Raw genomic sequence first — 11947 nt, forward strand, 5'->3', positions numbered from 1 at the left:
TGCGGATGTAGCGCAGTTGGTAGCGCATCACCTTGCCAAGGTGAGGGTCGCGAGTTCGAGTCTCGTCATCCGCTCCAAGAACCGTATTCGGTTCTTCACCCCGCGCGTTTAGCTCAGCGGGAGAGCGCTTCCCTGACACGGAAGAGGTCACTGGTTCGATCCCAGTATCGCGCACCAGAGCCCGAATCAGCTCTTTAATCTGGATTCATGCGGATGTAGCGCAGTTGGTAGCGCATCACCTTGCCAAGGTGAGGGTCGCGAGTTCGAGTCTCGTCATCCGCTCCACTCCCCCGAACCGGGTTCCATCTGGTTCGGGGTTTTTTCTTTGCCCGCCACGCCCACAGGTTTCCTCGTTCTGCCGCTTGGGCGGTTTAAGGTAGGCGGGTGACTACGCTAGTTCGACGTTTAGAGTCCCTGTGGACGACGAATGCTACCCCCACCCCCGCTGCGGCACCGCGGACATTCTCGTGGGATGCCACCGGCCGGGCCGTGGCATGGCCGCTGTCCCTCGTGCTGGTGATCCACCGCGTGTGCATTCTGGCGATCAATGGCTCGATCACAGATGATTTTTCGACGGTGTACTACGCGTTGCGGCGGTTCCATGAGGGCGTGCCGATTTACAACGAGAACTACGCGTACGTCGACCCGCACTACCTCTACTCCCCTGGCGCGACCCTGCTGCTGAGCCCGCTGGGGTTGCTGACGAATTTTGATGCGGCCCGCACGGCCTTCGTGGTGGTCAATGCGGCGGCAATTGTGGCGGCCCTCGGGATCCTCACCCGCATGTTTGGCTTTTCTCTCCGCACGGCCATCTGGCCGGCGGCCGTCGCCTTGGCGTTCCTCACGGAGGCGGTCCGCAACACCTTGGTGTTCTCCAACATCAATGGCCTGCTCCTGCTGGGCCTGGTGGGATTTTTGTGGCTGTTGCTCCATGAGCGGCTCATCCTCGCCGGGGTGGTGCTGGGGGTTGCGGCGCTGATTAAGCCCATCTTTTTGCCGCTGCTGTTCCTGCCCCTGGTGAAGCTGCAGTGGAAGACTATTGTGGCGGGGCTCGCGGTTCCGGCGGTGGCGAACGCGATCGCGTGGCCGGTGGTGCCGGGCGCGGGCGACTACGTCACCCGCCTCATGCCGTACCTGAAGGAGACCCGGGACTACGCCAACTCCTCCCTGGCGGGGCAGGCGATTTATTACCAGATGCCCGGCTGGCAGCAGGCGTTCTGGCAGGTGCTGTTCGCTGCCGCCGTGGCGGTGGCGGTGCTGTGGCTGCTGCGCTACCGCTACAGCGATCCGCTCATGTGGGCGGCGACGACATCTGGCGTGTTGTTGGCGGGCGTGTTTTTCTTGTCCTCACTGGGGCAGATGTACTACTCGATGCTGCTGTTCCCGATGATGTTTACCGTCTTCAGCCGGCGCAGCATCATGCACTCGGCGGTGGCGTGGATTGCCGCCTACCTGTTCCTCTCCCCGGAGCACTGGGTGCTCAACCGTGAGCTCGCGGTCACGGAGCTTGCTGACTACTTCAAGCCGACACTCGGCTGGGGGCTCATTCTCATCGTGGCCGCCACGACGGCGTTCGTGTGGTGGGTGCAGGACCGCCGCCAGGCACCCCGGCCGGCGCCCACTCCGGCCCACTAGGAGCCCGAAGTGGGCGCGCCCGCTGTTCCATCCCACGCCCCGCCCGTGTGCGCCGCGCTGCCCCACAGCGCCCCGCATGCCGGCGGGGCGTCGCGCATCCACCCTTGCCAGAGCGCGTGTCGATGTCGCTGGTGACGCGGGCCCTCCCCGCGCCCCTGACACGTCCGTCCCCCGGGGTGACTGCCCCACGTGCTGTCAGGCCGACTCGGGCGGCGCCCGCGTCTGCCCCGGGGCGGTCTAAGGTGGTGGACTATGAGCACTGAACACACCCCCATCAACTACCGCGAACTCACCGACGAACAGTGGCAGGAGCTGCTCAGCCCGCAGGAGTTCGCGGTGCTGCGCCAGGCGGGCACAGAGGCACCGCACACCGGCGAATACACCGACACCTTCACCGAGGGCGTCTACCGGTGCCGGGCGTGCAACGCGGAGCTGTTCCGTTCCGAGACGAAGTTCCCCGCCCACTGCGGGTGGCCGGCGTTCTACTCCCCCGCCGCCGGCGACCGCGTGATCCTGCGCCCCGACCACTCTCTCGGGCGGGTGCGCACCGAGGTGCTGTGCGCGAACTGCGAGTCGCACCTGGGCCACGTCTTCGAAGGCGAAGGCTACGACACCCCCACCGATCAGCGCTACTGCATCAACTCCATCTGCCTTACCCTCGAGCCCGCCACCGACACCCGGTAGCTTGGTGCTGCCAGCACGTCCCCGCTTCGTGATACACGCAGCGCCCGCCACCTGCTCACCACCCACCCGCCGCGAGGGACTCGCGAACCGGGTGGAGTGTGCAGGGGCGGGCGCTCATGCGTGTGTGGCGCGCTGCGGCCGGGGGTGTACTGCGCTTAGGGCAGGATGGTGATGATCTCAGCGATGTCGTTCACGCGGCGACCGGAGTAGAAGGGGGTCTCCTCGCGGACGTGGAGGCGGGCCTCGGTGTAGCGCATCGTGTGCATGAGGTCGACGTTGCGGTGCAGGCTCGGGGCCTCGAAGGCGAGAATCCACTCGTAGTCGCCAAGGGCGAACGCCGGCACCGTGTTGGCGCGCACGTCCGGGTAGGTGCGGCCAGACATGCCGTGCTCGGCGAGGATGCGGCGGCGGTCCTTGTCGTCCATGAGGTACCAGTCGTAGGAGCGAACGAAGGGGTAGACGGTGATCCAGTCGCCCGGGGCCTCACCCATGATGAACGACGGCAGGTGCGACTTGTTGAACTCGGCCGGGCGGTGCAGGGCGCTGGCGATCCACACGTCCTCCGAGGCCTGCGCGAGCACCGTGGTGCGACGGAACTCGTTGTAGGCGGCCTGGATGTCGGCGATCTCTTCCGCGTGCCACCAGATCATGTAGTCCGCGCCCTGGCGGATACCGGACACGTCGTAGATGCCGCGAACGGTCACCTTGCCTTCCGCTTCCAGCTTGGCGAAGAAGGCCTGGGCGTTGGCGATGATGTCCTCGCGTTCGGAGCCGAGGGCGCCGGGGATGATGCGGAACACAGCCCACTGGGTGTAGCGCTGCACCTTGTTCAGTGCGGCGTAGTCGGGGCGCTCGCCTTTGCCGTGGCCGTGGTGGCCGTGATCCTGCTGCTCGTGGCTCATGGTGCCGTCGCTCTTTCTGCCCACCTGGGGCCGGGGATAAAAACCAATGGATGACGTTGTCACAATGAGACCCCACCACCGCACGCGACGTGACAGGCTTGGGAGTCCATGGGACATAATACGCCCCCACACACGCATGCATCCACCTTTCGATGGATGATTTTCTCCCCCTGCCCCGCGGCCCTCTTCCCCGGCCCGTACCCCCGGGTGTCGGCACCCCTGCCGGTGGGCGGGGGCAGGCGGGCCGACACGCCGACGGCGCGCCTCCGTGCGGCAGCACCGGCCCACCTGTAGCTTTGTCGACGTGACTGAATCTTCTGCCACCTCCCGCACCACAGCTGCCGGCCGCCCCGAGGCGGACACCCCGCAGCTGTTTAAGGACGCGGTTGAATCGTTGTACATCTCCGGCCTGCGCCCGGAGCTGTCGCTCGGCACCATTCGCCCGCCGCAGAAGCTGGCCACCCACTCCCACGCCATCGGGGTGGAGCTGGTGCGCCCAGAGGATTCGAACTCCACCACCCCCGTCGACGCCTCCGGCGATGCGTTCGGCCGCCTCATCCTGCTGTGCGAACCCGGCGGGGACGCCACCTGGGAAGGCGAGATGCGGCTGGTGGCCTACATTCAGGCCGACATGGATGACGCCGTGGCCGGCGATCCCCTCCTGCCGGATGTGGCGTGGGATTGGCTCCGCGAAGGCCTGGAATCCACGGGCGCCGACCACAGCAACTTGGGCGGCACGGTCACCTCGACTGCCTCGGTACGCTTCGGCGATATCGGCGGCCCGCCGCGCGCCTTCCAGCTGGAGTTGCGCGCCTCCTGGACCGCCACCGGCCCCGACCTGTCGGCCCACGTCCGTGCTTTCGCGAACGTGCTCGCCAACGTCGCAGGCCTCCCCCCGGAGGGTGTCGCCAGCATCGGCTAGCGTCGCACCTTCTCGCGCCAGATGTTTCTACTGCCCCAGTGGCCCCGCGTGCGGGGATGCTGGGGCAGTCGTGTACCTCAGGCTGGAGCGCCGCGGTGTGGTCCACCGCGCGGATGAGTGGCGACGCCCTGGGCGCGGATTGGGTGTGGAGAGCCAACCCGCTTAGGCTTATCACCCGTGAGTGTGAGCAAAATTCGCCGCCCCGACAGCGGCACCCCGCCGGTCTACACCGACGCCGCGGGCTTCCGTACCGCAGCCCGCATCCTGGCCGAGGCGTCCGGGCCCATCGCCATGGATGCCGAGCGGGCCTCCTCCTTCCGCTACGGGGAACGCGCCTTCCTCGTCCAAGCCAAGCGGGAGGGCACCCCGGCGGTGCTCATCGCCCCTGAGGCCGACCGGCAGGCCTGCGCCGAGATCCTCGGCCCGGTGCTCAGCGGAGAAACGTGGGTGCTGCACTCCGCGCACAACGATCTCGCCTGCCTCGCCGAGCTCACCATGCGACCCACTACGCTCCTCGACACCGAAATCGCGGCACTACTGCTGCAGGAGCCCCGCACCGGGCTGGGATTCCTGCTGGAGGAAAACCTCGGCATCGTGCTCGACAAGGCGCACTCCAACGAAGACTGGTCCCGCACCCCGCTGCCGCGACAGTGGGTGGACTACGCCGCTCTCGATGTCGAGTACCTGCTGCCCCTGGCCGACATCTTCGTCGAGGACCTCGCCGCCGAGGGCAAAACTGAGTTCTTCGCCCAGGAAAACGCCCACCAGCTGTGGCTGGCCGCGCAGCCCGCCGCCGAGAAAATGTGGGCAGACATCAAGGGCGCGTCCCACATCGACACCGCCGCCGGGCGGCGCATCGCCGCCGCCCTCGAGCAGTGGCGGCAGGCCACCGGTGAGCAGACCGACACCTCGGTGCAGCGGCTGCTGCCCAACAAGACCCTCATCGCGCTGGCGGCAGGCGGGCGGGGCCTGCGCTCCCCGCGGGAGCTGAAGAGGATGCCGCTGGGGCACCGGATCCCGGCCAACAAAATGGTGGAGATCCTGCAGATCATCGACGACGCGGTCGCCTCCAGCGACACCCCGCCGCCGCGCCGCAGCGGTGGGGACGACACCATGGTCCGCTACGGGCGGGACCCGCGCGTCGAAGCCCTGTGGGAGCACTTCAAACGCACCGCGGACGCGGTGGCGGAGGACTACACCGTCGATCGCCGCTGCCTCCCCAACGTCGCAACGCTCAAGCACCTGGCGGTGCGTCTCGTCGTCGCCACAGAGAACACCGCCACCCCGGCCGAGTCCGTGCGCGACACCGTCGCCCGCACCCTCGCCGACCACCACGCCCGACCCTGGCAGCACGACGCGCTCCTCGACGCGCTGACCGCAGCCGCCCACGACATGGGCTATCGCGACTAACACCACCCGCCCGCGGCCGGCTTCCACCAGCCGAGACTGCGCACAAGACAAGCCCCCGCGACACCCTACACAAGGGAGCCGCGGGGGCTTGCGTGCTGTGCCTGGCGGCGGGGATTAGAGCTCGCGGGAGTCCTCGTCGAGGTCCGCCTCGGCGCCGCACTCCGCGAGCTCGTCCTGCGCGTCGAGCCACTCGTCCACCCAACCGGTGACCTGGTCGACGATGCCGTCGGTGTCCATGCCCAGCTGTGCGAGCAATGCGTCCCGGGAGGCGTGCGGCAGGTACTGCTGCGGCACGGCGATGCGCCGCACCGGCACATCGATTTCTGCGGCGGACAAAGCCTCAGCGATCAGCGACCCCACACCGCCGTGGATGATGCCGTCCTCCACCGTGACCACCAGGTCGTGGTCGGCGGCGAGCGCCGGAATGGAGGGGGCGACGGGGATCACCCAGCGGGGGTCGACCACGGTGACGTTGATGCCCGCCTTGTTGAGTTCCGCCGCGGCGGCGAGGCAGGAGTGCGCCATCGCACCCACGGACACAATGAGCACGTCCACGGGGCGGCCATCGTCCTCTGCGGCCACCTCCTCGGCGAGCTGGACGCTGACTTCCCCGTAGGCGAGGACATCGACGCCGTCGTCGAAGGAGTCGATCGCCCGCGCCGGCGCCGGGAGGTTCCCCTTCGGGAAACGCACCACGGTCGGCCCGTCATCGATGGCGACAGCCTCGTCGAGCAGCTGGCGCAGCTGCTCGGCATCGCGGGGCGCGGCGACCCGGATGCCCGGGACGATGGCGCACATCGCCATGTCCCACACACCGTTGTGGCTCGCCCCGTCACTGCCCGTGATACCCGCCCGGTCGAGGACGAACGTCACCGGCAGCTTCATCAGGCCCACGTCCATGAGCAGCTGATCAAACGCCCGGTTCAAAAACGTCGAATAGATCGCCACCACCGGGTGCATGCCGCCGAGCGCCAGCCCCGCGGCCGACGTCGCGGCGTGCTGTTCCGCGATACCGACGTCGAAGAAACGCTCCGGGTAGGCCTCCCCGAAACGCGCCAGGCCCGTCGGACCCGCCATCGCCGCCGTAATCGCCACGATGTCCTCACGCTCCGCGCCGAGTTCCACCAGGCGGCGGGAAAACACCGCCGTCCAGCCCGGCTTGGATGCGGCCACCGGCTCGCCGGTGACGGGATCGATGATGCCCGTGGAGTGCATGAGGTCCGCCTCGTTCGCCTCCGCGGGGGCGTAGCCCCGGCCCTTCTCCGTGACCACGTGCACGATGATCGGCCCGTCGTAGTCGCGGGCGTAGCGCAGGGCGTGCTGCAACTCCTTCAGGCTGTGCCCATCGACGGGGCCCACATACTTCATGCCCAGCTCGGGGAACATCGTCGACGGCAGCACCGTGTGCTTCACGCCCTCCTTGAAGGCGTGCATGGCCTCAAAGGTGCGTTTGCCCACCCACCCCATGGAGTTCAGGGTGGTTTTGCCGGCCTCCATCACCTTGTCGTAGAAGGGCTGCATGCGCAGGTCCGCAAGGTTTTCCGCGAAACCACCAATGGTCGGCGAGTAGGAGCGCCCATTGTCGTTGACGATGATGACGACGTTGCGGTCCTTATCGGCCGCAATGTTGTTCAACGCCTCCCAGCACATGCCGCCCGTGAGCGCCCCATCGCCCACCACGGCCACCACGCAGCGATCCTTCTGCCCGGAGATATGAAACGCCTTCGACAAGCCATCCGCGTACGACAAGGACGCGGAGGCGTGGGACGACTCCGTCCAGTCGTGCTCCGACTCGCCCCGGTCGGTGTACCCCGACAGCCCGCCCTGCTGGCGGAGGGTATCGAACTTGTCCCAGCGGCCCGTGAGCATCTTGTGCACATAGGACTGGTGGCTGGTGTCGAAGATGATCGGGTCCTGCGGGGAGTCAAACACCCGGTGCAGTGCCAGCGACAGCTCCACCACGCCCAAATTGGGGCCGAGGTGCCCGCCGGTGGCGGACACCTTCTCCACGAGGAATTCGCGGATTTCCGCCGCCAGGTGGGTCAGTTCGTCATCGTTGAGCGCCGTGAGGTCTGCGGGCGAAGACAGTGTTTCGAGGATGCTCATGGTCAGACGCTACAAAATCCTTCTCGTTGGACAACCAGCGTGCGCACCACCCGAGGAGAACCTCCTCGTTGAAAAACGGTGGGGACGCGAAGCTGCTACCGGCACACGCGGGGCGACTGCGGGGGCTAGCTGGCAAACACACGGGGCGCACGGAGACACACCGCCCGCCTGGGCGATGCGCCGTGGGCGCACGCCACCCGGGGCGAGCGCCCCTGGCTGAGAGTCCTACACGTCACACCCCGGGGGCTGCCGGGGTTGCGCTGAAGGACTTCCCCTTCAAGGTGGTGTGTCCAGCCAGCCCACGCACCGCCGTCGCACCACAGGTGGCCACCGCACACCACACGCGGGATGTCGCCACAGCCGATTCTTTGAGGGGGATCGGCTGCCGCGTCACCACACGGGTGTTGGGTGAGTCAGGGGGTGAATTGGGGGTAAGTGGGGGTTATCGGACTAGTTTACGTCGCGGGCACCAGCAGCGCGAAAGTCTCACTGTGGTGCGTGGAGGGAAAGGCGTCGATGACGCACAGTTCCTTGAGCACGTAACCGCCATCGCGCCAGGCCGCGATGTCGCGGGCGAAGGTGGCGGGGTCGCAGCCGACGTGGACCACGGCGCGCGGCGCGCGGGCGGCGACTGCCTCCACCACGGCGCGGCCCGCGCCCTGCCTAGGCGGGTCACACACCACCACACTGGCGGCGGGCAGCTGCGGGACTACGGCGGCGCAGTCGCCGCCGTGCATGACAATCCGCGGGTCGCCTGCTGTGCCGGGCTCGGAGTCGACGACGTGCACTTCGGCGGCATCGGCATCCGCGCCGGCGGCACGCGCGGCGTCGAGGATGGCGTGGGCGAACACACCCACCCCGCCGAACAGGTCCCATCCGACGACAGCGCCCGTGGTCTCCGCGAGGATGGGGGTGAGCCATTCGCGCAGGAGGGCACTATAGGTCTCCGCGGCGGCCACGTGTGCCTGCCAGAAACCGATGGCGGCGACCGAGAAGTCATGGCCGGCGACCTGTTGGGTAAGGGTACGGGGACCTGTCACCGCCTGGACGATGGTGCGGGCCCGCTGGCCGCGCGGCGGGCGGGCCACCTGCACGATGGCGATCTCGCCGCCAGAATCGATCGCGCCGACGACTTCCGCGCCCGGCGTATAGGGGCCGTGGGCGAACACCGCCTCCTGCAGGCGGGGATCCACCTGGGCGCAGGGCACGCCCCCGAGGACCTCAGTGCCGCCCCGGCGGCGATGCCCGGGCTGGCCGGCAGCGTCGACGCCGAGGCGGACGCGGGTACGCCAGCCGGTGGCAGGCTCCAACGCCATCGTGTGCGGCTGCGGCACGGTATCCACCCGGCCCAGGCGGCGCAGGCAGTCCAGCACCGTGTCCACTTTGAGCGCACCCGCCGCGGCCGGATCCACATGATCAAAGTCGCAGCAGCCGGCACCCTGGGCTGCGGCCTCGCACTGGCCCGCCACCCGCTGCGCGGAGGCAGTCTCCACGGCGATAAGGTCCGCGCGGAGGAAGTTCTTCTTCGCCTGGGTCACGCGCACGCGGGCGCGCTCCCCGGGCAGGACGCCGGCGACGAAGACGACACGGCCATCGGCGTGGGCGATGAACTCACCCCCGGCCGCCGGGCGGGCGACCTCCACGAGCAGTTCGTCCCCCACCGCAGGGGTGACGCGGTCGGTCACTTGCTCTCGCCTTCAGACTCCGCCTGGGCCTTCATCTCGTCAAAAGCGCTGCGCTCCGGGACATCCGCGGCAGGCGCCTCTGCGGCCTGCTCGGCTGCGGCTGCGGCCTGGGCGCGACGCTGCTCCTCCATCTCGGCGACCTGCGGCACCCACTGGTCCTTGTGCTCCATGGCGTTACGCACCTGATTGGCCAGCGCCTCCGGCAGCTGGATCGGCAGGGAGTTGCCGGGCGGGAAGGGCTCGTTGCCACGCACCACGAAGGTGCGGGCCACCACCTCGCGGCCCAGGGCCGCCATGTTGTCCGCGCGGTCCGCAGGGCCCGCCAGCGTCATCCGCAGCAACCAGCGGGGACCATCCACACCAATCATGCGCACCACCGCGTCGCCGGCGCGGCCGACAACCTCGCGGCCCCAGGGGCCACGCTCCACGGTGACATCCAACCCGTCGGCACGCATGCCTTCGGCAATGTCACGGCAGGCCTCACGCCACTGGCCGGCAGTACGCGGGGCGGCGAACGCCACCGGGGTGATGCGGCCATACTCGGTCACGATGTGCAGCAGGCGGGGCCCCTCCGGCCCCATCTCCACCTGCACCTCGGAGCGCATCGGCAGCGGAATCTGCATCGACCCCAGGTCGAGGATGCCGGCGGAGAAGTCGGAGAAATCAAAGTCATCCATCGACACCGAGTTCGCGTCGAAGGGGCCGCGGGCACCATCGACGGCGTCGTGCAGCGGGTCGGGAGTCTCGAAGTCCTCCCCCAGCGGGGTCGTCTCGACGACCTCGGTCACCGGTGCTGCAGGAGCCTCCTGGGACTCCTCGTCCTTCTTCTTGGAAAACGGCCACAGAGCCATCAGGTACCTACTTTTCTCGCGCACCCGCCCCACGAGGGGCGGGCGCACACATGGTTGATGAAAAATGAAAAAAGATTATGTCGGCGCCGCCGACACCGCGCAGCACACGACGAGACACAACGCTCGAGCGAGTGCGGCAGCATCCGGCGCGCCCCACAGAGTCTACGGGCAGCGGGCGGGAAACCCCGCCGTGGCCGGTCGTCACAGGTGGCCCGTGACCCCGGTCGACCCGTAGCCGGAGGTGCCGCGGGTGGTGTCGTCAAGCTCATCGACCTCGACAAAGTCCACCAGCTCCACCTTCTGGATCAGTAGCTGGGCGATACGATCGCCGCGCCGCACCTCAAACGGGGCCTCAAGATCATGGTTAATGAGGCACACCTTGATCTCACCGCGATAGTCGGCGTCGATAGTGCCCGGGGTGTTGACCACAGAAATGCCGTGCTTCAACGCCAGGCCGCTGCGCGGATGGATCAACCCGACGTAGCCGAGCGGCAGCGCCAGAGCGATGCCGGTGCCGACGAGCGCCCGGTGTCCCGGGGCGAGCGTCACGTCATCCGTGGCGTACAGGTCCACGCCCGCGTCGCCGCGGTGAGCCCGCGCCGGCACCGGCAGGCCCGCGTCCAGTCGCTTCAGCCGGATCGTTGGCGCGTGTGCAGCATGCTGTGGGGAGGAAGAATTCGTGGCAGTCACGGCTACCAGCGTAGCCGCCGCGCGCGGCGACACCCGCACCCGGGCCACCGCGGGGAGCCCCTCGCCCGAGTGCACGGCGTGAGCGGGTTGCTCCCCGCCGTGACACCATCGGCGCCTGCCGCACGGCGTGGCCGGGGCGGACTCCGCTAGACTCAATCGATGTGACTGCAGCCGACACCACCCCCACCCCCACCGCCCCCCGCGTGCTCTACACGGAACGCCAGTGGGTGCCCTGGTATTGGTGGGTTTTTGGCGCACTGATCGTGGCGCTCATTACTGCCCAGCTGGCGCACAACCGCTCCATCGTGTGGCTCATCGTGCCCGCCATCGTGCTCACCGGCATCGCCATCTGGTCACTGCTCGCACTGTCGTCGACGACCGTCACCGTCGAACAGGACCCGGACGGCAGCCGGTGGTTGAAAACCTCCGGCGCGGAACTACCCGATGATGTCGTCTCCCGCACGCTGGCCGTGCCGGCAACGGCCAAGCGCAACGCGCTCGGACGGCAGCTCGACCCCGCTGCTTTCGTTGTCTCCCACGGCTGGGTCAACGAGATGGCCATGTTTGTCCTCGACGACCCGGACGACCCGACCCCCTACTGGCTCATCGGCTCGAAGGACCCGCACGCCCTCATTTCAAGCTTCGTGCCCGATCTCGCAGCCGGTCGCACCACCGCAGAGTCCTAAACAGCCCACACGGCCTCACTCTCGGACGACGCACATATCTCACCCCGCCTTCACGCGGGGTGTTGTCGTCTCCAGGGCACTCCCCCACACACGGGCGCCCGCACAGCGGCCCCCATCCACCCCGCAGACTCACGCCTCCCTCCCAGCCACCACCTCTCTGGGCGTTTCCCGACAGGCGCCTGCGCCCTTGAGATGGCCGTCTTCCCGCGGATTGTCTCTCCGTGGAGGCACCGGGGAATCGGCACTGTCAGGTGGGGTGCGCCGTGGGCGCGGCGCGACGACACGGCGCATGAGTAAAGGCCCCGACTTGGCTCATCCTAGTGCACAGTTCGCCCACCCCGTGATCCACACCACCTGCGAGGATTGTTGGTCAGGA

General features: G+C 68.2%; 10 protein-coding genes and 3 tRNA genes. 8 read left to right on the top strand and 5 right to left on the bottom strand.

The features are described from left to right. Position 1 precedes the first annotated feature (1 nt). The 5 genes from C1Y63_RS11930 to msrB all read left to right on the top strand — a co-directional run bounded on the left by C1Y63_RS11930 (position 2) and on the right by msrB (position 2319). Positions 2–77: transfer RNA gene (locus C1Y63_RS11930), tRNA-Gly, on the top strand. Positions 78–102: 25 nt separating this feature from the next. After that, positions 103–177: transfer RNA gene (locus C1Y63_RS11935), tRNA-Val, on the top strand. Between the two features lie 32 nt (positions 178–209). After that, positions 210–285, top strand: a tRNA-Gly gene (locus tag C1Y63_RS11940). Positions 286–384: 99 nt separating this feature from the next. Further along, positions 385–1635: a glycosyltransferase family 87 protein gene (locus C1Y63_RS11945; RefSeq protein ID WP_199189117.1), complete on the top strand. Its 1251-nt coding sequence runs from the start codon at positions 385–387 to the stop codon at positions 1633–1635. A 252-nt stretch (positions 1636–1887) separates the two neighbouring features. After that, positions 1888–2319: a peptide-methionine (R)-S-oxide reductase MsrB gene (msrB, locus tag C1Y63_RS11950; protein ID WP_106016679.1), complete on the top strand. Its 432-nt coding sequence runs from the start codon at positions 1888–1890 to the stop codon at positions 2317–2319. Between the two features lie 155 nt (positions 2320–2474). Here the strand turns inward: msrB and hemQ are convergent, their stop codons facing one another. Then, complete coding sequence (gene hemQ, locus C1Y63_RS11955) at positions 2475–3221, bottom strand: hydrogen peroxide-dependent heme synthase (protein ID WP_106016680.1); 747 nt, start codon at positions 3219–3221, stop codon at positions 2475–2477. Between the two features lie 304 nt (positions 3222–3525). Between hemQ and C1Y63_RS11960 the strand changes: the two genes are divergently transcribed. Beyond that, complete coding sequence (locus C1Y63_RS11960) at positions 3526–4143, top strand: DUF3000 domain-containing protein (RefSeq protein ID WP_199189118.1); 618 nt, start codon at positions 3526–3528, stop codon at positions 4141–4143. 177 nt (positions 4144–4320) lie between these two features. Continuing rightward, positions 4321–5553, top strand: a complete 1233-nt coding sequence (locus C1Y63_RS11965; RefSeq protein ID WP_158256169.1) for an HRDC domain-containing protein — start codon at positions 4321–4323, stop codon at positions 5551–5553. Between the two features lie 114 nt (positions 5554–5667). Here the strand turns inward: C1Y63_RS11965 and dxs are convergent, their stop codons facing one another. The 4 genes from dxs to dut all read right to left on the bottom strand — a co-directional run bounded on the left by dxs (position 5668) and on the right by dut (position 10885). Then, positions 5668–7659 carry a 1-deoxy-D-xylulose-5-phosphate synthase gene (dxs, locus tag C1Y63_RS11970; RefSeq protein ID WP_106016683.1) on the bottom strand — a complete coding sequence of 664 codons (1992 nt, stop codon included), beginning with the start codon at positions 7657–7659 and terminating at the stop codon, positions 5668–5670. 455 nt (positions 7660–8114) lie between these two features. Beyond that, positions 8115–9344, bottom strand: coding sequence for a class I SAM-dependent RNA methyltransferase (locus C1Y63_RS11975; RefSeq protein ID WP_106016684.1), 1230 nt, complete (start codon positions 9342–9344; stop codon positions 8115–8117). Beyond that, a complete protein-coding gene (locus C1Y63_RS11980) occupies positions 9341–10195 on the bottom strand; it encodes a DUF3710 domain-containing protein (protein WP_106016685.1) in 855 nt (284 codons plus the stop codon). The genes C1Y63_RS11975 and C1Y63_RS11980 overlap by 4 nt, the downstream gene beginning before the upstream one ends. 201 nt (positions 10196–10396) lie before the next feature. Continuing rightward, complete coding sequence (gene dut / locus C1Y63_RS11985) at positions 10397–10885, bottom strand: dUTP diphosphatase (protein ID WP_233195710.1); 489 nt, start codon at positions 10883–10885, stop codon at positions 10397–10399. A gap of 161 nt (positions 10886–11046) precedes the next feature. On the opposite strand from dut, the gene C1Y63_RS11990 reads away from it, so the two are divergent. Next, entirely contained in the window at positions 11047–11571 is a 525-nt protein-coding gene (locus C1Y63_RS11990; RefSeq protein WP_106016686.1) for a DUF3093 domain-containing protein, read from the top strand. Positions 11572–11947 lie beyond the last annotated feature (376 nt).

Source organism: Corynebacterium sp. 13CS0277 (assembly GCF_002994655.1).
Classification (GTDB): domain Bacteria; phylum Actinomycetota; class Actinomycetes; order Mycobacteriales; family Mycobacteriaceae; genus Corynebacterium.

Coding starts and splice junctions, on each gene's coding strand:
- msrB (WP_106016679.1), top strand. CDS start 1,888: ATGAGCACTGAACACACCCCCATCAACTACCGCGAACTCACCGACGAA.
- hemQ (WP_106016680.1), bottom strand. CDS start 3,221: ATGAGCCACGAGCAGCAGGATCACGGCCACCACGGCCACGGCAAAGGC.
- dxs (WP_106016683.1), bottom strand. CDS start 7,659: ATGAGCATCCTCGAAACACTGTCTTCGCCCGCAGACCTCACGGCGCTC.
- C1Y63_RS11980 (WP_106016685.1), bottom strand. CDS start 10,195: ATGGCTCTGTGGCCGTTTTCCAAGAAGAAGGACGAGGAGTCCCAGGAG.